At 43.6% G+C, this 22,302-nt stretch carries 17 protein-coding genes; 8 read left to right on the top strand and 9 right to left on the bottom strand.

What is annotated here, in order from left to right:
* Positions 1-38: 38 nt before the first annotated feature.
* Both hemW and CXF60_RS12445 read right to left on the bottom strand, forming a co-directional pair.
* Entirely contained in the window at positions 39-1,340 is a 1,302-nt protein-coding gene (gene hemW, locus CXF60_RS12450) for a radical SAM family heme chaperone HemW (RefSeq protein ID WP_102092232.1), read from the bottom strand.
* A gap of 138 nt (positions 1,341-1,478) precedes the next feature.
* Positions 1,479-2,786, bottom strand: a complete 1,308-nt coding sequence (locus CXF60_RS12445; protein WP_102092184.1) for an RNA-guided endonuclease InsQ/TnpB family protein — start codon at positions 2,784-2,786, stop codon at positions 1,479-1,481.
* Positions 2,787-2,860: 74 nt separating this feature from the next.
* Here CXF60_RS12445 and tnpA point away from each other — a divergent pair, with 74 nt between their 5' ends.
* The 5 genes from tnpA (at position 2,861) to accC (ending at position 7,826) form a co-directional block, all read left to right on the top strand.
* The gene (tnpA, locus tag CXF60_RS12440) at positions 2,861-3,259 is read left to right on the top strand and encodes an IS200/IS605 family transposase (protein ID WP_102092183.1); all 399 of its coding nucleotides are present in this window, start codon (positions 2,861-2,863) and stop codon (positions 3,257-3,259) included.
* A 158-nt stretch (positions 3,260-3,417) separates the two neighbouring features.
* A complete protein-coding gene (locus tag CXF60_RS12435) occupies positions 3,418-3,897 on the top strand; it encodes an EVE domain-containing protein (protein WP_102092182.1) in 480 nt (159 codons plus the stop codon).
* Between the two features lie 411 nt (positions 3,898-4,308).
* On the top strand, positions 4,309-5,676 hold the full coding sequence (locus tag CXF60_RS12430) for an MATE family efflux transporter (RefSeq protein WP_102092181.1): 1,368 nt from the start codon (positions 4,309-4,311) through the stop codon (positions 5,674-5,676).
* 240 nt (positions 5,677-5,916) lie between these two features.
* Positions 5,917-6,339 (top strand): acetyl-CoA carboxylase biotin carboxyl carrier protein, encoded by a 423-nt coding sequence (gene accB, locus CXF60_RS12425; RefSeq protein ID WP_101204416.1) that lies wholly within the window; start codon positions 5,917-5,919, stop codon positions 6,337-6,339.
* 125 nt (positions 6,340-6,464) lie between these two features.
* Positions 6,465-7,826: an acetyl-CoA carboxylase biotin carboxylase subunit gene (gene accC, locus CXF60_RS12420; RefSeq protein WP_057759692.1), complete on the top strand. Its 1,362-nt coding sequence runs from the start codon at positions 6,465-6,467 to the stop codon at positions 7,824-7,826.
* Positions 7,827-7,976: 150 nt separating this feature from the next.
* On the opposite strand, the gene CXF60_RS12415 is transcribed toward accC, so the two are convergent.
* Both CXF60_RS12415 and leuA read right to left on the bottom strand, forming a co-directional pair.
* Positions 7,977-8,612 (bottom strand): hypothetical protein, encoded by a 636-nt coding sequence (locus tag CXF60_RS12415; protein ID WP_102092180.1) that lies wholly within the window; start codon positions 8,610-8,612, stop codon positions 7,977-7,979.
* 217 nt (positions 8,613-8,829) lie between these two features.
* Positions 8,830-10,614: a 2-isopropylmalate synthase gene (leuA, locus tag CXF60_RS12410; protein ID WP_102092179.1), complete on the bottom strand. Its 1,785-nt coding sequence runs from the start codon at positions 10,612-10,614 to the stop codon at positions 8,830-8,832.
* A 221-nt stretch (positions 10,615-10,835) separates the two neighbouring features.
* Here leuA and CXF60_RS12405 point away from each other — a divergent pair, with 221 nt between their 5' ends.
* Positions 10,836-11,324: an Lrp/AsnC family transcriptional regulator gene (locus tag CXF60_RS12405; RefSeq protein WP_102092178.1), complete on the top strand. Its 489-nt coding sequence runs from the start codon at positions 10,836-10,838 to the stop codon at positions 11,322-11,324.
* A gap of 5 nt (positions 11,325-11,329) precedes the next feature.
* Here the strand turns inward: CXF60_RS12405 and CXF60_RS12400 are convergent, their stop codons facing one another.
* From CXF60_RS12400 to CXF60_RS12380, 5 genes are all read right to left on the bottom strand, one after another.
* Complete coding sequence (locus tag CXF60_RS12400; protein WP_102092177.1) at positions 11,330-12,586, bottom strand: YbfB/YjiJ family MFS transporter; 1,257 nt, start codon at positions 12,584-12,586, stop codon at positions 11,330-11,332.
* Between the two features lie 126 nt (positions 12,587-12,712).
* On the bottom strand, positions 12,713-14,056 hold the full coding sequence (locus tag CXF60_RS12395; protein ID WP_102092176.1) for an ABC1 kinase family protein: 1,344 nt from the start codon (positions 14,054-14,056) through the stop codon (positions 12,713-12,715).
* Between the two features lie 170 nt (positions 14,057-14,226).
* Positions 14,227-15,030 (bottom strand): HesA/MoeB/ThiF family protein, encoded by an 804-nt coding sequence (locus CXF60_RS12390; protein ID WP_416376889.1) that lies wholly within the window; start codon positions 15,028-15,030, stop codon positions 14,227-14,229.
* A 50-nt stretch (positions 15,031-15,080) separates the two neighbouring features.
* A complete protein-coding gene (prmC, locus tag CXF60_RS12385; RefSeq protein ID WP_102092174.1) occupies positions 15,081-15,950 on the bottom strand; it encodes a peptide chain release factor N(5)-glutamine methyltransferase in 870 nt (289 codons plus the stop codon).
* A gap of 50 nt (positions 15,951-16,000) precedes the next feature.
* A complete protein-coding gene (locus tag CXF60_RS12380; protein WP_102092173.1) occupies positions 16,001-17,917 on the bottom strand; it encodes an AmpG family muropeptide MFS transporter in 1,917 nt (638 codons plus the stop codon).
* Positions 17,918-18,700: 783 nt separating this feature from the next.
* On the opposite strand from CXF60_RS12380, the gene katG reads away from it, so the two are divergent.
* Both katG and CXF60_RS12370 read left to right on the top strand, forming a co-directional pair.
* Positions 18,701-20,884: a catalase/peroxidase HPI gene (katG, locus tag CXF60_RS12375; RefSeq protein WP_102092231.1), complete on the top strand. Its 2,184-nt coding sequence runs from the start codon at positions 18,701-18,703 to the stop codon at positions 20,882-20,884.
* A 379-nt stretch (positions 20,885-21,263) separates the two neighbouring features.
* Positions 21,264-22,193: a LysR substrate-binding domain-containing protein gene (locus tag CXF60_RS12370; RefSeq protein ID WP_057759664.1), complete on the top strand. Its 930-nt coding sequence runs from the start codon at positions 21,264-21,266 to the stop codon at positions 22,191-22,193.
* Positions 22,194-22,302 lie beyond the last annotated feature (109 nt).

Genomic DNA, 22,302 nt, shown 5'->3' with positions numbered 1-22,302 from the left:
TTACTTCGCTGCTGTTAAACAATTACTCAAGCACGATTTTATAAAAACGCGCGTAATATCTGATTGAGATAACGCTGACCTAATACGGTCGGTTGCAACTGCGTATCGCTATCTACCAACAATCCTTGTTTGACCAAACTGTTTACTTGTTCAGCAATACTATCAAGCGTTAATCCAGTTCTCTTTTCAAACAGTGACCAAGCGACACCGCCATGTAAGCGCAGTGCGTTTAGCATAAACTCGCTCACCAATTCTTCTTGATCAATCGCTTGCCAGCCAACCATTTTTGGTGTGATTTGCCGTATATCAGACATCTCTGTGGTATCTGGATTTATTACTACATAATCTTTTGGCAAACGTGATTTACTAAAACGATAAATACCTGACTCTACTAATAAGCCCTCTTCCATTTTATCTTTTACGTCTGATGAATTGCTATCATCACGACCAATCGTCACCTTACCATGAGCTCCAGCGCCAATGGCTAAATAGTCGCCAAACTGCCAATAGTTGATATTATGACGACATGGTTTGTCTAACGCACCTGCCCATGCTGATACCTCATAATTGCTATAACCTAATTGCTGCAATAGCGACTGACCTGCTTGTTCAATATCTGCCAAATTGTCTTCATCGGGTAAAATAGGCTGGCTACGGTAAAACACGGTATTTGGCTCAATAGTTAGTTGATACCAAGAGATATGCGTTGCACCAGCATCATGCGCCATTTGGATATCTTCTAGCGCTTCATTCATGGTTTGCTGCGGTAGACCGTGCATCAGGTCGACGTTGACCCGTGCAAATCCAGCCGCTTTGGCAGCGCGAATTGCTGATAACGCTTGTACAGGATCATGGATACGCCCAAGTACCTTTAGCTTGTCAGCGGCAAAGCTCTGTACGCCGATAGACAAACGATTGATACCAACCTCTAAATACTGAGCAAATGGTGCATGCTCAAGCGTGCCGGGATTGGCCTCCATCGTGATTTCGATGTCTTCTGCAAATTCAAAACATGTACGCAACCCAGTAAACAATCGCTGATACTGAGCAATGGGTAATAGAGACGGCGTACCACCACCGATAAATATCGAACCAATCTCTCGGCCCTGAGTTAAAGGTTGCTGCATTGCGGCGTCTAACAATAATGCATCGACGTATTCCTCATACATGGATAGCTCACTGTCTATCGGTAGCTCATGCGAATTAAAATCGCAATAAGGACATTTCTTCACACACCACGGGATATGAATGTAAAGAGACAATGGAATGTCGGTCACGTCTACCGCGATAGTATCCGTCGTTGGTTCAGTAAGACTTAACGTATTCAGATCGTTTGGCATACTGTCTGTATTCACTTTAGGCATAAATAAACTTATTTTGTAGTGAGCAATAATGATCGATATCAAAAGTAACGCTAGGTTGACATACTCCCACCACTTTCGCGAAGCTCAAGTGGGGGATTCTAAAAGCAGATGCTCTTAGGCGACTTTCTCACGAAGGTCGCTTGCTTTCTGTTTCAACGGGCGACCTTTACTGCATCCTCCCTCCGCAGACAAAACGGCATGTCCTGCCGCTAATATATTACGAGCCGCATTAAAATCAGCGTTCGCAACATACCTACATTTGACGCACTCAAATTTTGACTGAGTTTGTCTGTTATCGACAGCGATATGCTGGCATTCAGAGCAGGTTTGGCTAGTGTATCGTGGGTTTACCTTAATCAGTAACCCACCGCGCCATTGCTGCTTGTACTCAAGCATATTGACCATCATGCCCCAGCCTTGATCTAGGATGGATTTATTTAATCCTGACTTGGCTTTGACATGACGACCTTTGTTCTCCACCGTACCGCTGGCTGATTTCGACATATTAGCGACATTTAAATCCTCACAAGCAATCATGGCGTGGCTTTTGCTGATGCTGGTGGTGACTTTGTGCAAGTAGTCATGCCTGATATTGGCAATGTGGCTGTGGAGTTTTTGAATCTTGCGGTTTTGCTTTTTCCAGTTTTCACTGAATTTTACTTTCTTCGCCAAACCACGTTGCAGCTTGGCAAGTTTGAGTTGATTGGCTTTAAAGCTATTCTTAGGTTTAATATATTCACCGTTTGAGGTGGTGAGTAGTTTACTGATGCCCACGTCCAAGCCAATAGCGCTTTTAGAGGGGTGACGAGGGTTCTCTGTCAGCTCGTGCTCTGTGCCAAACGACACATACCAGCGACCTGATTTCTTGCTAATGGTGACATTTTTAATCGTGCCAATAATGTCTTGCGATTTTCTAAACTTCACCAGACCTATGCCATTTGGTAGTTTAACTCGATTGCTTTCAATACGACAGTATTTATCAAACTGAACCAAGCGAATTGAGTCACGCCCATCGGATTTGCGCTTAAATTGTGGCATCAATGGTCGTCGTTGAATTTCTGTGCCATCAGCCAGTTTAAAGAACTTGGGTTTGCGAGGTTTCTTTTTATTTTCTTTCAATCTGGCATGTACTTTAGGATTAAAGAAACGTGACCAAGCCGATGCAAGATCACGTACTTTTTGTTGTAAGGATACAGCGTTTGAGCTGGTTTTTAAGAACTCGAAATCAGGGTTGCTCTTTAGATCCATGATTTTATTAACGAGGTTGGTGGCATTGATAAACTCATCTTTAGCAAACATCTCAAATGAGATCGCTAGCATTTGATTCCAAACAAAACGTGCAGAGCCGACAAGATTATTTAGAACAATCTTCTGCTCTGCATTAGGCTCAAGCCTAAATTTATACGCTTTGTTGATTTTCATAAATGCGTTCTTTATTAATGAGTGTGTGTTTGATATTATGCTTATAATACTAGCATTTAAGAGTTTTTATTACAATGAGTGAGATATATAAAAACCGCCATGCTGCCTTTAATCTCCACGTTCATTTGGTTTTTATTACTAAGTACCGAAAAAAAGTTTTAGGTGAGCTGCATCATAAGTATTTCAGTGAGTGTGTCACTGAGGTATGCAAGAGCTTTGATGCTGAATTAAAAGAATGTAACGGTGGAGCAGATCATATCCACATGCTTATCCAGTACCCGCCAACGGTGCAATTAAGCAAATTGGTTAATAACTTAAAGTCAGTCACAAGTAGACGAATGAGGGGTGATTTTATTGATTTAAGAGCAGCTTATTCCAAGCCTGTGCTTTGGTCACGCTCCTACTTTGCAAGCTCTTGTGGCGGTGCGCCACTAGATATTATTAAGCAATACATTCAGAACCAGCGAGGTTAGCCAGTGATGCGAAATTCACCTCCACCCTAATGTCAGGTGGAGTCCTCTTTGCTTTTTTAAGATAAACTATTCAAGACAAGTTTGAAAGTGAGTTAATAAAAACCTCGATAATTTTAAGAACGAATTGAAAAATAAATAAAAAATCGAAGGACAAATATATGGCGTATTGGTTAATGAAATCCAACCCTAAATTTTTTGGTATTGAAGATTTGCAGCGCTTGGGCACCGACGGTTGGGACGGTGTCCGCAACTACCGCGCACGTAATTTTATGCGTGATGATATGAAAGTTGGTGACAAAGTATTCTTTTATCACTCTAGCGCCAAGCCATCTGGAGTCGCTGGTACTATGACAGTTACTACAGCAGGGTATCCTGATCCTACTCAGTTTCACCCTGAACACCGTCATTATGATCCTATTGCGACTGAAGAGGAACCTCGCTGGTATATGGTCGATCTCACTTTTGAGCAAGCTTTTACAGAGGTATTACCACTATCAGAGCTAAAGTTTTTGCCAGCTTTGGAAGACTCGTTATTATTGAGGAAAGGCTGTCAGCAGTTAACAGTGATTCCATTAGAGCCCAAACATTGGCGAGCAATTATGGACATGGTGGAGACACTTGAGTTGTTGCCGGAGTAAACTTATTAAATCATCTCTGAGCTATTGGCTATTGGCTATTGGCTATTGGCTATTGGCTATTGGCTATTGGCTATGAAATAGAGTACAAAAAACCTAAGATTAATACTTACATAGCGGTGCTAAAGCGTTGACATCATAGTGTGGCTTCTTTACCATCTTACTATGTATATGACCTGTCAATCCACTACTTGGATCGACGGGTTATTTTTATTTTAGTGTCTTTACTTTTATTTTCATACTCTGCCTATCTACTCATGCAACATTATAAGCTTGCTCATATTATTTATCGGAGTATTATCGTCGGCACTACTCTCCTCGCTGCGTCAACCTTAGTCGATTGATAGCAGTGTTTGTTTATTAATAATAACTACCTTAATAACAATTACCGCAAAGAATAAAAAGTTGCTTACCATGGTTTTTCCATTGTCTTTCAAAGATTTTAAAAGCTATAGCTTACGTTTAGGCGTACTTGCCCTCCCTATCTTAATCACTCAGTTTTGCCAAGCCGCACTTGGCGTGGTCGATGCCATCATGGCAGGTCAAGTCTCAGCGCTTGATTTGGCTGCGGTAGCCGTTGGCTCTGGTATTTGGCTACCATTGTTTTTATTGGCCACAGGTGTGCTTATCGCAACCACGCCTCTGATTGGTGAAGCAATTGGTCAAGACCAGCACGGCCAAGTACCGCATATCACGCAGCAGTCTCTATGGACCGCAGGTGTTATTGGCATTATCGGTTTTATCATTGTTAATTTAGCTCCCAATGTTCTTGGCATTATGGGTGTCCCAGAAAACATTCAGCCGATAGCGACGCAATATTTACATGGCGTGTCCTTTGGTTTCCCAGCGCTCGCTGTATATGCCGTACTACGCAGTTATTGTGAAGCATTGGGTCGTCCTGAGCCTGTGACAGTCATTAGTATCATTGGCCTGCTTGCAGATATTCCTTTGAACTATATTTTTATTCATGGGTTATTTGGCATGCCAGAAATGGGCGGTGCAGGCTGCGGGGTGGCGACAGCATTGGTGTTATGGATAAATGTCCTATTATTGGCTGCCTATACTAGCTTCACAAACCGTCGCGAATTTGTGAGCACGCGATTCTTTTATGGCTTCTCTAGCCCTAATCGTACACAGATTAAAAAACTGTTGAAACTTGGTATTCCTATTGGTATCTCTATCTTCTTTGAAGCCAGTTTATTTAGCTTAGGCGCACTCGTTATCAGTCCATTGGGTGAGCTAGCAACAGCATCGCATCAAGTGGCGCTGTCAGTGACCTCACAGCTATTTATGATACCGATATCTGTCGCCATGGCGCTCACTATCATGGTCTCCAATCGATTTGGTCAAAAAAACCTATTGGCACTGCGCCAAGTGCAAGCTACTGGACTGGTATGGACCGTATTGATCGCTTTGACCTGTATGCTTGGAATATGGCTATTCAGACCAGAACTGGCAGCAGCATTCACGGATAACCCAGAGGTTAGAGCTCAGTCTATGCATTTGCTTATCTTTGCACTTGCTTATCAGTTGTTTGATGGCTGGCAAGTTAACGTCGCTGGTATATTGCGCGGTATGCAAGATACCACCATACCGATGTGGGTAACGCTCTTCTGCTATTGGTTAGTGGCCCTACCACTTGGCGTCTATCTGGTGCGTTTCACTGACGTTGGCGCACAAGGATTTTGGATGGCGTTGATTACAGGTTTGTTCTTATCATCTATTTTACTTACTTTGCGTCTACGCTATCAGCAAAAACGCTTAACTATACTATGGGGTTGAGCCAATTGCTTATGGATTGCATTTTATAATCATTGTTAGCGTTATTTGATCATACAGACTATGAAAAATCGTAGATATTTTCTTACTAAAAAGATGGCTTACGTCAAAATATGTAAAAATTCTCAGTTAACAACTGTACATTGATTGCTCATTGCCCTGAATCTAGGTATCATTAGCAATTAATTAGACAATATTTAGTTACACTATTTCTCGAATTTAGTACAAGGCCAGATAAAAACTATGGATATTGAAAAAATACGCACCCTCATCGCCCTTATGGAAGAAAGTGAACTGGTTAATTTAGAAATCAGTTCTGACGACGAGCATATTAGCTTAACTCGTCACTATGACGCGCCTGCGCCAACTATGATGGCTGCGAGCGCTGCTCCTGCTGCCGCTGTTGAAGGCAAACCTGCAGAAAAAGCGGGTAGCGTTGAGTCTTCACCAATGGTTGGTGTTTTCTATTCAGCACCAAGTCCTAATGATCCACCATTTGTGAAAGTCGGTCAAAAGGTTCAGGCAGGTGATACTTTAGGTATCATCGAAGCCATGAAAATCATGAACCCGCTTGAAGCGACTCAAAGTGGTATTGTTGACGAAATCTTGGTAGATAACTCTGAAGTCGTACAGTTCGGTCAACCTGTCATACGCTATAAAGCGTAACGATATTTGCCATACTTTATTTCATTATGGCTGACTTTTGGTATATATACCGCGTCACTGCTAAATAACCTGATGCTATGTATCGAAACTCAGTCAATGACTGACGCTTCGACAAGGATGAACCCATGATAAAAAAATTGCTCATTGCCAACAGAGGTGAAATTGCCCTGCGCATCGTCCGCGCCTGTAAAGCGCTAGGCATCGAAACGGTAGGTGTCTACTCTACTGCGGATGCCAACTTGATGCACTTGCGCTTTGTTGATGAGGCAATTTGTATTGGCAAGCCTAATGCTAACCAAAGCTACCTTGATATCAATACCATCTTAACCGCTGCTGAAATCACTGGTGCAGATGCTATCCATCCTGGTTATGGCTTTTTGTCTGAGAATGCCGAATTTGCTGAACAAGTAGAAGAAGCAGGATTGACCTTCGTTGGTCCTAACGCTGATCATATTCGCCTCATGGGCAATAAAGTTTCTGCCATCAACGCTATGAAAAAAGCTGGCGTACCAACCGTACCTGGTTCAGTTGGCGCTGTGACCCTGCATAATGCTGAAGAGCAAGCTCGCAATATCGGCTTTCCACTATTGATTAAAGCAGCTTCTGGCGGCGGTGGACGCGGTATGCGTGTGGTTGAACGCTTTGACGAACTAATTGGTCAGGTACAAGCGGCCAAACAAGAAGCTGAGCTTTGGTTCGGTGATGACACTGTCTATATGGAGCGCTATCTACAAAACCCGCGCCACGTAGAAGTACAGGTACTAGGCGATGGTAATGGTAATGCTATCCATCTCTATGATCGTGATTGCTCATTACAGCGTCGCCATCAAAAAGTACTAGAAGAAGCACCTGCGCCAGACATCCCAGATGATGTACGTGAGCCAATCTTAAAGGCGTGCGTAAAAGCGTGCGAGCTTGTTAAGTATCGCGGTGCTGGTACGTTTGAGTTTCTATTTGAAAATAACGAGTTTTTCTTTATTGAAATGAACACTCGTGTACAGGTTGAGCATCCAGTGACTGAGATGATTACTGGTATCGATGTTGTCGTCGAACAGCTCAAAATTGCTGCCGGTTACGGCCTGTCTTATCGTCAAAGCGAGATTGAGATCCAAGGTCATGCGATCGAATGTCGTATCAATGCCGAAGATGCAGCGACCTTTGTGCCTTGCCCAGGTACTATCAGTCAATTGTTCACGCCAAGTGGTTCTGGCATTCGTTTTGACTCTCATCTATACCCTGGCTATGAGATACCGACCTATTATGATTCATTGATTGGTAAGCTTATCTGTCACGGTCAAACTCGTCAGCAAGCTATTGCTAAGACAGTACATGCACTTGATGAGCTGATTATCGAAGGCATCAAAACCAATATACCTTTGCATCGTGATGTAATTTTGGCGGATGATAACTTTACTCGTGAAGCGCAAAACATTCACTATCTCGAAAGAGAGCTGCTGACTGCGAATAAAGCAAAAAAAGACTCTTAAGCTGAAATACTTATAAAGCTCACTAAACTTAATAAATTTAGTCGCGACTTTAATTAAAACAGCACATAAAAAAGCCGCTATTAATATAGCGGTTTTTTTATGTCATCAATAAGCTGTCAATTATACGTAAAGTACAACGAACATCTCTAATTATGGCAACACTCTGTTGAAGTTCATAAAGCATTCGTTACCATCAGGGTCAGCGCACCATTGCATCTGATTGCCATCATGATTGATAAATGCAATTAACGCTTCATCAGTCTGGTCGATCTGATTGCCTGAACAATCTACTTCATTATTATCATAAACGGTCTTGATCGCAATCACTGGCAGTCCTTCTTCACGGTGGGTGACTAGATAGCGGCCGTATGTCCACTCTTTGCCACTGACAGACCACATCTCATTATCCGCACTAAAGTTATATAGCTCACGGCACTGGTTAGACTTGCCAACTGACGCAAGTAAGTTTTTACTAGTAGTTGGTTTAATGTTTAGAACCCGCTCTTCACTTTGAGTCAGTACGCCGCCATCCATGCCCGTCATCACCTTAGGCTCTACACTGCTAGACTGTTGCGCACTATTTGATGCAGACTTGTTAGCTTCCGCTTCCTTGGTCATCATGGCGTGAGTAGAAGGAGCGCTACTGTCCAAGTCTATTTCCCACTGTCCGGCAATGGCTGGACTAATATGAGTGGTGATTGTCGGCTTGGTAATAGCCTCACCATTCGCAGGTATTGAGGCCAAAATAGATGCCAGCGTGAATGAAGCAAATGAGATAGGTTCCATAATTAACCTTTTAATTATAATATTTTGATATATACATTAGCGTAAGTCTTAGACACTAAAAACACAAGTAACATTATGCTATTGCTAATAAATCTATAGTCGGAATTTCATAGCTATTTATAGCAAAAAATAACGCCATCGCTTTACTTGCTAAAGACAAGGAGCGATGGCGTTATTAGCATACAGAATTTTGCGTGATATCACTGACTACTTAACATCAAGCAGCTTCTGTATTTAGCGCTTGAGCAAAAGCTGATAACGCCCCTTTTAGCATGGCTGATACCGTACTGCTACAAGTACCGATGCCAGAGTATACCTCGCCATCTACATTAAGCTGTATATAAGCGGCAGCATTGGCATTGGTTTTGTTATCACTATTGGTATCATCATCGATACCATTACCGCTGTTATGATGCGGATTAATCGCATGCTCTGCATAGTTAATAATATGTAGTGATTTGCCAGTATGCTGTGCAAGTCCATCAATAAACGATGATAATGGGCCATTACCCGTGCCATCAATATCAATAGTGTCGCTATTCATCTGCACTTGACCACTAAAGTAAACCGCGCCGCCTTTGTTGTTGACGCTATAGTCTAGCAGCTCAAACTTGCCTTGCTGCAAGTAAGTATCTTCAAAGGTCTGCAAGATTTCATCATTCTGCAGCTCGCGTGCCGCCGCTTCAGCTTGCTTTTGTACCACACGGCTAAAGTCAATCTGCATCCAACGTGGTAAGTTGAAACCGTAGTTGCGCTGCAAGATATATGCGACGCCGCCTTTGCCCGACTGGCTATTGATACGTACCACATCTTGGTAGCTACGGCCAATATGCGCAGGATCAATGGGTAGATAAGCCACGTCCCAGACGTTGTCTGTTTCGCTCTGATTACTTTCATTGTAGTCGAGAGATTTTTTGATAGCATCTTGATGTGAGCCGCTAAACGCTGTGAAGACCAACTCGCCCACATAAGGATGACGCGGATGCAATGGTAAGTTATTACATTCGCTCACCACCTGTACGATTTCACTCATATTGCTAAAATCAAGCTCAGGATCGATACCTTGGCTAAATAAGTTCATGGCCATGACCATGATATCCATGTTACCTGTTCGCTCACCATTCCCAAGCAATGTGCCTTCGATACGATCCGCGCCCGCAAGCACGCCCAATTCGGCGGCAGCTACCGCACAGCCACGGTCATTATGCGTATGTAAGCTCACAATCACATGCTCGCGCTGGGCCAGATTACGGCAGAAGTACTCTACTTGATCAGCAAAGACATTGGGCATAGAAGCCTCAACCGTCGCTGGTAAGTTAAAAATAACTTCCTGACCCTGCTGTGGTTGCCACACGTCACACACAGCATCGCAAACCTCTACGGCATATTCAGTTTCTGTCTGGCTAAAGCTCTCTGGCGAGTACTGAAATACCCAATCTGTCTCAGGATACTTTGCCGCATATTCTTGTAATAGCTTAGCGCCTGCAATCGCAATCTCTTTGATTTCAGTTTTATCTTTGCCATAGACTTTTTCGCGTTGTACACGGCTGGTTGAATTATAGACATGGACAACCGCACGTTTTGCACCTTTTAACGATTCAAAAGTACGGGCAATCAAATGCTCGCGCGCTTGTACCAATACCTGTAGCGTTACATCTTCAGGTACGTGGTTTTCTTCGATAAGCTTACGCGCAAAGTCAAATTCTACCTGCGCCGCTGATGGAAAACCAATCTCAATCTCTTTAAAACCAACATCTACTAAAGTCTTAAAGAAGCGCATTTTTTGTTCAATGGTCATCGGATCAATCAGTGCTTGGTTACCATCACGCAGATCCACACTTGCCCATATCGGTGACTTCTCAATTGTTTTGCTTGGCCAAGTACGATCTGGCAGCGATGGCGCAAATGCAAATGGACGGTATTTACGGAAGTCAAAAGCGGCACTTTTTGGTGTGATCTTTGCAGTCCCTGTGGCTGCGGTGTGCGTGGCTTGGTCAGACATAATCAATCCTTAGATGATATGGTTATTTATATATTTAGCTAGGCGATTAGCTGTTGATTAGATCAGTATTTATCATACGAGATAACTAGTGTTCATACCATAATAATATCAAAGTTTAGCAGAGAGAAACCTGCTTTCTTTTACTTTATTTTCTGTTATTTTAGTGGAAAAACACAATTTAGACATTATAATCGAATAAATTCACTATTAAGGCTTGAGAAATGCCAGACAATCATATTGATAGTACAGGAACTGCAGATATAGACGAGATAGATAGACAGTTGCTACGCTTATTGCAAACACAGGCGCGTATGAGCATTACTGAACTCGCTGAGCGCGTCAACCTGTCTGCTACCCCTTGCGCACGTCGTATCAAGCGCTTAGAAGATGCGAACATTATCACCGGCTACCATACCAAAACCGATGCGCAAAAACTTGGCTATCCGCTAGCCGTGTTTATCGCTATTAGCATGGATCGACATACAGCAGAACGTTTTGAGCAGTTTGAACGCAAGGTTCAGAGTTTTGAGGAAGTCATTAGCTGTAGTATTGTCACAGGACGCACGGAAGACTATCTGATTAAGGTCAGGGTACGTGATATGACACATTACGAAGAGTTTTTATTGCATCGCCTCAATCGTATCGAAGGCGTGGCCCAAGTTCATACCAGTTTTGAATTACGAGAAGTATTTAGCCGCAGTATGGTTTAGACGATCTAAGCGGCCTTTAGCGACTGTCGACGGAACCATACCAATAGTACAAATCCGATCATCAATCCGATAGCAGCGACAAGCAACCCTGCGTTGAAATTACCATCCTTCCCTGCCAGTGCCACTGTCACCAAAGGTCCCAAAAACTGCCCCAATGCATAAGCCAACGTCGCTAGGGCAATCAGTAAATTAGAATAGGCCGGATTGATATTTTTAAACAGCGTGAGGGTCATCGCCACCATACCGACGAAGGTCAATCCTAAAATCGCAGCATTACCATATAAGCCAAGTGCACCATCAAACCATATCGGCAAGCACATCCCAAATGCTTGCAATACCGTCAGCCCCATTAAGGTTTTTATCTCACCGATACGTTTGGCAAGCGCGCCCCATAGGGGGTTTGACAACATCGCAAAAATACCAACAACCAACCAAATCATGAGTCCAGCATACATCTGTGTTGTTAGACGTTGTGCTGCCATGACGGGCAAAAAAGTTGCTGAGCTAATATAACCAAACCCTGCCAGTACGTAGCTGACAAAAAGCAAAGCAAGCGCTTTATGGTGCCCAGAGATGGCTTCATATAAGGAGCGCTTAAAGTTTACATAGGTCTGGTGCACTGACACGTGTTGTTTGGCATCAATCTGCTGTGAATCAACAGCCCGTACTTGTCTTGGCTTTATCGCATACAGTAGCCATACAAGCGGCAAACTGGTGACACCTGCGACTAGCCAAATTACATCGAAGTGATAGCCTAGTTTTAATAGCCACCACGTCACGATGGCAGAGGCGCTAATGCCAACGCCAATACCTGCATAATGGACTGCTGACAATACAGAACGGCGCTCAGGGCTGAGGTTTTGAATCACAAAAGATGAGCTTAGAATCATCGCCACGCCACTTGCAATACCTGCAATTAAGCGAATAATATACCATAGCGTGAGCGACATATTTGGTATGACGAGTAACATCGTGGTGACAACACTGATAATCGCCCACAGCGTCATCGCTTGCCATGTCGAGCGCTGAGGCACAAACATGGCGATAAGAGCGCCAATAAAGTAGCCGATATAATTGATTGATGCCAGCCAGCCTGCAATCGTCGTTGATAGCGACAATTGCACCATAATATCAGGTAAGGTGGCGGTAAAAAGAAAGCGGCCATAACCCATAACGACTGCCATGCAGTACATACCGATACAGGCAATGGCAGCTTCGTTGGTGATGGTCGGGACCATACGGCTTTTAAAAGCAGTCATCATGACAGAGCCATTTTTGCGGCAATTAGCACACAATCCTTTGTGTTAGACAGTCAGAAGCAGTAATAAATAAACGCAGACATAGAGAAGTTATTAGATATATTAATTCGTCATAAAGTACTAGAAAAACTATGATACATCTAACGCTGGCGTCTCTACCGTATCTTGCCCTAGCATTTGTACCCGCTGATCGCTAAACATGTCCATGTCTGGAGCTAGCGTACGCATAAACCGATCAAAGTACAACATCTGTTTGGTTAGTAGAGCAAAGTCGCGTGGGAAATGGATGCCATGACGTTTACCAACTTCGACAATCTCAAGCATCATTTTATTCAGCTCATCGGCTTGTTCTTTACTATTAAACGGTACACCACTGGTAAAGGTTTTATCTTCTGCCATGATAGCTGTCATCATACGCTGCAAGTCATTCCCTAGTGCAGTCACATCAACTTTATTGCCACCATGTGTCATCTCCATATCAATCATATGGCGAGCCATGGCTTGATAGTCACTGTCTTGCATGGCTTGCATCATGCCCATACATGCACGCCAGCTCTCAGCTTTGAGCTTACCGACAATACCAAAATCCAAAAATCCAATACGGCCGTCGGTCAATAGCATTAGATTGCCCGCATGCAGATCAGCATGGAAGCTGTTACACAGCATGAGGCTGGCAAACCATGTGTTCAAAGTGTCTGCCATGACTTGCGCAGGATCTGCACAGTATTGGCGCATGAGTGACTCATCGACCATAGAAACGCCATATAGACGGCTCATCGTTAGGACACGCTTGGTAGTCAGCTCTTCGTAGACAGTTGGTGCAACGACACGAGTATTACCTGATACCGCTAAGAACTGCTGAAAATCGCGAATATTCTGTGCTTCGGCGATAAAGTCCGTCTCGGCAAGCATACGCAGACGAATCTCGTCAATAATCGGCGCAATACTCGCAAACCTCATCGATGGCATCAGTATTTCGAGTAGCTTAGTCACACCATGCAATACACCCAAATCAGTCTGCATGATGGTCTCGACGCCAGGCTTTTGCACCTTTAGCACCACTTCATCACCATTGTGCAACCGTGCTGCATGCACTTGAGCGATAGAAGCTGATGCTAGTGGCTCTGAGTCAATATGCGCAAACGTAACATCAAGGGTCATACCATCAGTCGCTAGCTCCTCTCTTAGCACTTGCTCGATATAAGCATAAGACAATGGCGTGGTTTGATCCAAACAGCTCTGGAAAGCCTTAACATAATCACGTGGAAACAGCGACGGTGTACTAGCGATAAATTGACCGATTTTGATATAGGTCGTACCTAACTGCTCAAAGGTTTCTTTGAGCAGCATCGCGTCAGGTTTCTCACCTTTTGCCACTCTTAGCGCAGACAGACCTGCCACACTCGCTGTTTGGCGAACACGATTCATGACATTAAAAGTATGCTTTAATAAATGCGGACGATGAATTTTCATAAAAAACAACTATGGTAATAAGAAGGAGGTTTGAAGATAGGCAATACAATATAAAAATGCGTTAAAATCAGATTACTCAGTTATAGTCAGTTCAATATAATTTGGATGCAAGGAAGGCGAGTGAAAGTACTACAACTCGTAGACTAAGCAAGCCTGACACCTTATCCAATTTATAGAGGATTGACTATAGGACTGCTACAGACAGGACACTGTGGGTCTTTTCGATAACCCATCAGCCGCTGCTGCATCTGACTACCATCCCATATGAGCAGCTTGTTTGTCAGTAGATTTTTGGTTAATCCTAAATATTGCAGTGCAGTATTGGCTTGCAAATTGCCCATGACGGCAGTGGTACTGGCTAGCACACCAGAGTTGGCACACGTACGTTCGTCAGCGGCTTCGTCAAGCACTACTGAGCCAAACACGCAATGATAGCAACCAGTATCGAGCTGAGGTTCGAACAGTGCTAACTGCCCTTGCATCGCAATCGCTGAGGCAGATAACAAGGGAATCTGATAGCGTACACTAATACGATTGATGATGTCGCGCGTGGCAAAATTATCAGTACAGTCTAAGAGTAAGTCCGGCTTGCCTGCTGCCATATTAAGCAACTCATAGGCATTATCTTCATCTAACCGTGCCACTGTGCCGTAAGTCTTTATCAAAGGATTGATGCGCGCTAACATATGTGCCGCGGTCAGCGCTTTAGACTGACCAACATCTTCTGGCAAAAACAGCGTTTGCCGTTGTAGATTGCTCGCCTCAATCTCGTCATCATCAATCAGATGGACATGACCCACTCCAGCCCGTACCAATGTCTCAGACGCAGGACAGCCAAGGCCACCTGCCCCTATTATGACCACACGTGCTGCCTTTAATCGCAGCTGAGCATCCATATCCCAACCGTCTAATAATACTTGTCGAGTATAACGGAGCAGCTCATCATCCGATAGCTGTACCAGCTCGTCTACCATATTCATCTACAACCTATAATCAAAGAAATCTACTACCAAAAAACTACCTATTAAACTTGTCCTAGCGTGACACGATCATTACCACCGTAGTCTTTTACGGTATGTACTGATTCAAACCCATTGTCTAGAAACAGCTGCCGAACCGCATCACCTTGATCATAACCATGTTCAATGGCCAATAACCCACCTATACATAGATAGGTCGTTGCTTGCTGGACGATATGCTCTATATCAGCCAAACCCTGATTGGGTGCACTGAGCGCACTAATCGGCTCAGCTGTTAGACCTACCAAATGCTCGTCTTCCTCGTCGATATATGGTGGGTTGGACACGATTACATCAAACTGATGCTCATCGTTAGTAGGTAGCGCTTGATACCAACTGCTTTGAACAAACTCAACATTGGCAACATTATTGCTCATGGCATTGTATTGAGCAACTTTAAGCGCCTCTAGTGATAAATCAACCGCCACGACTTGCCAATTAGCTTTCTTAAGTTCATGGGCAAGACTGATCGCAATACAACCTGACCCTGTCCCTAAGTCTAGCAATCGCTTATTATTGAGTTGCACTGGCTGAACGTTTATCCAGTTTAATACCTGCTCGACCAGTACTTCGGTATCGGGTCTAGGAATCAAAGTATGCTCGTTCACTCTAAAGTTAAGCGACCAAAACTCCTGCTGTCCGGTTAGGTACGCAAGCGGTATGCCTTGCTGCATTTTTACCACGCCGTCATTGAACCGTGCGACCTCACTATCAGTGAGCTGATAATCTTCATCCGTCATCAACGCTATCGCAGGCTTATCAATGACATACAACAACCAATCCGTTAGCCAAAACGACGGTAGCCGATTATTTGACTCACCATTCGTCAGTTGTTGAATCTGCTGCTTGATTTGACGAATGGTCGATATGGTCATAGATAGCTCTTAAATAACAGTGAATGAATAAAGGTAAAATACTGTTTAGCCTACTCTGATGCGCGTGGTGGCTCTTTGGTATCGGTCAGGTTAGGATTGGTTTTGCTCAGTTTGTCACCTACCCCATTGCCGCCGCTACTATCATTATTGTCATCGCCATAAATATCATCGTTATCACCAATGACAATATGTCTATCGACAAAGTAAATCAGTGCCAGAATTGGAATACCGATAGCAAAGGTAAAGATAAAGAAAAACGGATAACCCATATTATCGACGATAGCACCAGAATAACCACCCATTACTTTGGGTATTAGCGTCATCAGTGAGGAAAAAATCGCATACTGTACCGCGGTAAAGCGAATCGATGTCAGTGCTGATAAGAAAGCGATAAATACAGCGCTCGCAAGGCCCGCAGCCAAGTTATCAAATATCACTGCCATATACATGATCGGCAGGCTACCTGGGTTGTATGTCAATACCACAAACAACAGGTTGGTCGCACACGCTAAAATCGCACCAATCATCATGGCATGCATGATACGGAAACGCTGAGCCAAAATCCCGCCCAAGAAGCCACCTGCAATTGCCATAATCACACCGACCAGTTTTACGGCATTGGCGATATCAGTTTTGCTAAAGCCCATGTCTTGATAAAAAACGTTGGAGATCACGCCTGCGACGATATCCGAGATACGGTATAGACCAATCAAGGCTAATAGTAGCAGTGCTTTTTTGCCATAACGTCGGAAAAAGTCTAAGACAGGCTCGATCCATGTTGCCATGGCCACTTCTTTTTTCACCAGTCCTACTTGTACCAGTGCATAACCTGCTGCCATCGCCGCGCCTAGGCTTACTAATAAGTGCAAGGTTTCTACAAAGAAACTAGAAAACGCGCCTTCGAACTCTGGCAGGACTTGCCCCATCAATATGTAAGCAGCGATAAAGGCAATCACTGAAAATACAAACAACGCTACCAGTCTGACGTAATCTTCACGAGTTTCAGCAACCAACGGGGCTTTGTTAATGATTTTTGGTTGGTTAATAATAAAGTACAGCAATAACAATGGTGCGCATGCGACCAATGCTAAAAAGTAAAACTTAATCGCTGGCATTACCATTAGTGGTATCAAGGCCACTGTGCTATCAAATATTGTATTGATCAAAATATTAATTAGGTAAATAACACCAAACAGCAGACCTGGGATAAGTAGTAACGCTGAATAAATCAGGAATACTTTTAAGTTACCCTTCTGCTTTTTACTTTGCAGGGTCTCAGCGGTTGGCTCATAACTGGCAAATGTCGTTAATACCCCTAACGTCATAACCCCTGCCATGATGTAATAGGTGTTGCGCCACGCTTCATAACTATAAAATGTCTCATTTGAGCCGAAATAATCAGCCAAATATAACGCGCCTGCCCCTGCGACAATCATACCGATACGGTAGCCTGACACATAGATAGAGGACAGAATAGACTGCATAGATGGCGGTGCAAGCTCAATACGGTACGCATCAATCACGATATCTTGCGTCGCAGAAGAGAACCCAAGCAGCACGGCCGCGCCTGCCATATAAACCAAGACATCTTCGCTAACAGGATTTACCCTTGCCATCAAAAAGATTGCCAGCACGATAAGCAGCTGTGATACCACCATCCAACTACGACGACGCCCTAGCCACTTGGTCAAAAACGGCACAGGGAGCGCATCAATCAATGGCGCCCAAATAAACTTGAACGAATACCCCAGTGCTGCCCAGCTGAACATAGTGACGACACTACGATCAATGCCTGCTTCTCTCAGCCATAGCGACAGACTTGAGAAAATCAGCAGAATAGGTATACCCGCTGAAAACCCCAGAAACAGCATAATAATGACACGAGGATCGAGATAAGCTTTTGTAGCCTCGCCCCATGACTTTTTGGCAATTGGTTGATTGGGCGGTACAGATTTGACAGCAGACATAATAACTCACCAACAATTCAGACAAAGAACACAACCGCGCACAATTTTTATCAATCTTTAGAATCAGTTATCGACGAAAGGATCGATAAAAATTGCTCTACGTTGCACCAATATTATGATTACAACAAAATCCAGTTATGGTACTTGAGAACCTTTATCTTGACTAGATGTTTTTGCATTAACTTAGCGATTGCAGGCCATGTGCAATCGCTTATATTTCTTAATCGTAACGCAAAAAACCACAGTGTTTTACCAAGGTTATTTTAGCTCTCTTTTTTATTGCTAATTTCTATTTTGAAAGATGTCTGACAATGACATTATTTATAGGTAATATAAAGGTAGTAGTAAAATTGACGCAGGCTTCATTGGTTGGGTGCACTCTATTGGTTTATTCTTAACTGGCGATGATAAGCAAGGGCGTTAATAGCGATTGAGATAAACAAAACATCAAGCTTTTTATGATTAGTAATTTAAAACTTATAATTCTTATATATTAGTTTTATAAATCTACTCAGCTTAGTTATGCTTTGTACATAAACAACGACTACCGAGATTCACGGTTTGTTCTTTCTATTATCATAGCCTAGGAGTTATCCCATGTCCGACTCAACCAATAACACCACCGACAAAAACACTGCCCCAGATGCTGCTCGTTGTCCTGTAGATCACGAAAGCAATAATAATAATGCGCCTACTAACACAACCTATGAGCAGGGTGATGGTCAAGGTCCAACGATCCATAGCGAAAACGTTGATAACTCGCACGAGCCTCAGCGTCCTAGCATGGGTGGCTGCCCTGTTATGCATCAGGCACATACTACCACTGCATCTGCTGCGACAGATTGGTGGCCAAACGCACTAAACTTAGACATATTGCACCAGCAAGACAAAAAGACTGACCCAATGGGTGAAGACTTTGACTATGCTGAAGCTTTTAAACAGCTAGATCTAGAAGCGGTCAAGACTGACTTAAAAAACCTAATGACTGAGTCGCAAGAATGGTGGCCAGCTGACTGGGGACACTATGGTGGTTTGATGATTCGTATGGCATGGCATTCAGCTGGTACGTATCGTCGTTCTGATGGTCGCGGCGGTTCTAATACTGGCAACCAACGCTTTGCACCATTGAACAGCTGGCCAGATAACGTCAACCTTGATAAAGCACGTCGTCTATTGTGGCCAATCAAGAAAAAATACGGCAATAAATTGTCTTGGGCTGATTTGATGATTTTGGCAGGTAACATGGCTTATGAGTCTATGGGTTTTAAAACTCTAGGTTTTGCTGGTGGTCGTGCTGATATCTGGCATCCAGAAAAAGACATCTATTGGGGTTCTGAGCGCGAATGGCTAGCTGCTACCAAAAACCGTTACGACAGTGATGAAGAGCGCGAATCATTAGAAAATCCTTTAGCTGCTGTGCAAATGGGGTTGATCTATGTCAACCCAGAAGGTGTTGATGGCAATCCTGACCCAATCAAAACCGCACAAGATATGCGTACGACGTTTGGTCGTATGTCGATGAATGACGAAGAGACTGTCGCTCTAACCGCTGGTGGTCACACGGTTGGTAAGTGTCACGGTAATGGTGATGCGACGATACTAGAAGATGAACCAGAAGGCGCTGATATCAAAGAGCAAGGCCTAGGCTGGCGCAACCCTAAAGGTCGTGGTAATGCAGGCGATACCGTTTCAAGTGGTATCGAAGGCGCATGGACCACCAATCCGACCCAGTGGGACCACGGTTATTTCGAGCTACTATTGAACCATGAATGGGCACTGACCAAAAGTCCAGCAGGTGCATGGCAGTGGGAACCAACTGATATCAAAGAAGAAGATCGTCCGTTAGATGCTCATGATCCAAGTGTCCGTCGTAACCCAATCATGACTGATGCAGATATGGCATTAAGCAAAGATCCTATCTATCGTGAGATTTCAGAGAAGTTCCATAACAACCCAGAGTACTTCGATGAAGTATTCGCTAGAGCGTGGTTCAAACTGACTCACCGTGATTTGGGACCGAAGTCTCGTTACTTAGGTGCCGACGTACCGAGCGAAGGCTTTGTATGGCAAGACCCTATTCCTACAGGTAATACGGACTTGACTGCTGATGATATTGCAACGCTAAAAGCACAGATTTTAGACAGTGACATTAGTCGTCGTGAGTTGATCATTACAGCATGGGACAGCGCTCGTACCTTCCGCGCTTCCGACTATCGCGGCGGTGCCAACGGTGCACGTATCCGTTTAGCTCCACAAAAAGACTGGGCAGGCAATGAGCCAGAACAATTGCAGCGTGTGCTTGAGACATTGACCAGTATTCAGTCTGGCTTTGAGAAAGACGTTAGCTTAGCAGACCTTATTGTATTGGCTGGTAACGCTGCGATTGAACAAGCAGCAAACGATGCAGGCGTAGATATTACTGTACCGTTTAATCCAGGTCGCGGTGATGCTGACGCTGAAATGACTGACGCCGAATCTTTTGCTGATTTAGAGCCACTACATGATGGCTATCGTAACTGGATTCAGGGCGACTATGCGGTATCGCCAGAAGAGATGCTACTTGATCGCACGCAGCTAATGGGATTGACAGCGCCTGAGATGGTTGTATTGCTTGGTGGTATGCGAGTCCTTGATACCAACCATGGTCAGAGCCAACATGGCGTCTTTACTGAACGTGCTGGCGTGCTTACCAATGACTTCTTTGTCAATTTAACAGACATGAACTACACATGGCACCCTGTAAAAGCAGCCGACAACACTGCTAATAGTTACGAAGTACGTGAGCGTGGTACAGGAAACGTCAAATGGCAAGCAAGCCGCGTAGACTTGGTATTTGGCTCTAACTCTATATTACGTGCTTATGCTGAGCTATACGCGCAAGATGATAACTTAGAGAAATTTGTTCGTGACTTCGTCCGCGTTTGGAACAAGGTTATGAATGCAGATCGCTTTGATATTGCCAAATAGGCTGAGTTTGAAATTGGTCAATACCGACTAATTAATAGTAATAAATAACTTTATAACTAACGAACAGCTATCTTTTAGAAGGTAGCTGTTTTTTTATGCTTAGTTTTTTATGCTTAATAGTGACCGCTCTTTATAAGTTGTTAGGTCAAATGGCTTCTCTGGATAAACAACGCTTACTGACTAAACAACATTTACTGAACAAATAATTTTTTAGCATTGCAAAATACAAATTCTATATTCATAATTATCATAAATTGATAGCTATTTATTATATACAAGAATAATAGCTTTGTTTTACACTACTTTATTACTGTATGTTCAGACATTTTTACTTTCATATACAGACGAGGTTTGTATATTTATACAATAGGATTAAGTTATGGCAATCGACGTAGTGGTCAACCAACGGCATTTGCAGATTCAGCTCAAACAGCTAGAAACAGTATGGCATACGGTGATTAACGGTTATAACTTAAGCCAAGCGGCGACCGTGCTACATACCAGTCAATCAAGCTTATCAAAGCATATTGCTGCACTAGAAAACCAGTTAAAGACGGAAGTGTTTGTGCGTCAAGGCAAACGCCTGACGGGACTGACCACTATGGGCACAGCGCTCATGCCGCATATCGAGTCTATCTTTGCTGAAATTCGTACCATTGAAAACCTCAGTTTAGATTTTAATAATCCTAATATCGGTACGTTGACGATTGCCACCACCCACACTCAAGCGCGTTATGTACTGCCGCAAGTGGTTAAAGAATTCAAAGATCGTTTCCCAAAAGTAAATTTGATTTTACAACAGGCAGATCCTGAGACCATCGCTCAGATGGTCATCCGTGGTCAAGCCGATATCGGTATTGCCACTGAGTCCTTGCTGCATAATAATTATCTTAGATGCTACCGTTACTATGACTGGACGCATCGCGTTATCGTACCAAGTGATCACGAACTGGCTAGCCAAGAGTCTATTGACCTGCCCACACTTGCCAGCTATCCGATTGTGACCTATCACGGTGGTTTTACAGGACGCGGCGCGATTGACAAGACGTTTGATGAAGCAGGACTGGAGCCAGATATCGTATTAGCGGCGCTCGATGCCGATGTGATCAGCACCTATGTCGGTCTAGGCCTAGGTATTGGTATCATCGCAGAAATGGCATTTGAGCCAAGCCATTATCAAAACCTAACGGCCATCCCCGTCGATCATTTTGGTCGCTTTACCAGTTGGATGGCGGTACGTGATGACGCAGAAATCCGTCAATATGGACGTGCGTTCATGGAGCTATGCCAAAAGCAATTTGCAAATTAATGAGCATTTGTTAAATAAAGTATCTCAGACTTGCTCACCCTTACCAGACTGAGCTATGGATGATAAAATAGATTCTAGAACGTTATTCAATGTTTCTTTTATATATTAT

The sequence above is a fragment of the Psychrobacter sp. 4Bb genome, from assembly GCF_002836735.1.
Lineage (GTDB): Bacteria > Pseudomonadota > Gammaproteobacteria > Pseudomonadales > Moraxellaceae > Psychrobacter.
This window is presented reverse-complemented; position numbering and strand designations above follow the sequence as displayed.

Coding starts and splice junctions, on each gene's coding strand:
- leuA (WP_102092179.1), bottom strand. CDS start 10,614: ATGTCTGACCAAGCCACGCACACCGCAGCCACAGGGACTGCAAAGATC.
- accC (WP_057759692.1), top strand. CDS start 6,465: ATGATAAAAAAATTGCTCATTGCCAACAGAGGTGAAATTGCCCTGCGC.
- hemW (WP_102092232.1), bottom strand. CDS start 1,340: ATGCCAAACGATCTGAATACGTTAAGTCTTACTGAACCAACGACGGAT.
- CXF60_RS12395 (WP_102092176.1), bottom strand. CDS start 14,056: ATGAAAATTCATCGTCCGCATTTATTAAAGCATACTTTTAATGTCATG.
- katG (WP_102092231.1), top strand. CDS start 18,701: ATGGGTGGCTGCCCTGTTATGCATCAGGCACATACTACCACTGCATCT.
- CXF60_RS12435 (WP_102092182.1), top strand. CDS start 3,418: ATGGCGTATTGGTTAATGAAATCCAACCCTAAATTTTTTGGTATTGAA.
- CXF60_RS12445 (WP_102092184.1), bottom strand. CDS start 2,786: ATGAAAATCAACAAAGCGTATAAATTTAGGCTTGAGCCTAATGCAGAG.
- CXF60_RS12405 (WP_102092178.1), top strand. CDS start 10,836: ATGCCAGACAATCATATTGATAGTACAGGAACTGCAGATATAGACGAG.
- accB (WP_101204416.1), top strand. CDS start 5,917: ATGGATATTGAAAAAATACGCACCCTCATCGCCCTTATGGAAGAAAGT.
- CXF60_RS12380 (WP_102092173.1), bottom strand. CDS start 17,917: ATGTCTGCTGTCAAATCTGTACCGCCCAATCAACCAATTGCCAAAAAG.
- CXF60_RS12390 (WP_416376889.1), bottom strand. CDS start 15,030: ATGGTAGACGAGCTGGTACAGCTATCGGATGATGAGCTGCTCCGTTAT.
- CXF60_RS12400 (WP_102092177.1), bottom strand. CDS start 12,586: ATGATGACTGCTTTTAAAAGCCGTATGGTCCCGACCATCACCAACGAA.
- prmC (WP_102092174.1), bottom strand. CDS start 15,950: ATGACCATATCGACCATTCGTCAAATCAAGCAGCAGATTCAACAACTG.
- CXF60_RS12430 (WP_102092181.1), top strand. CDS start 4,309: ATGGTTTTTCCATTGTCTTTCAAAGATTTTAAAAGCTATAGCTTACGT.
- CXF60_RS12415 (WP_102092180.1), bottom strand. CDS start 8,612: ATGGAACCTATCTCATTTGCTTCATTCACGCTGGCATCTATTTTGGCC.
- CXF60_RS12370 (WP_057759664.1), top strand. CDS start 21,264: ATGGCAATCGACGTAGTGGTCAACCAACGGCATTTGCAGATTCAGCTC.
- tnpA (WP_102092183.1), top strand. CDS start 2,861: ATGAGTGAGATATATAAAAACCGCCATGCTGCCTTTAATCTCCACGTT.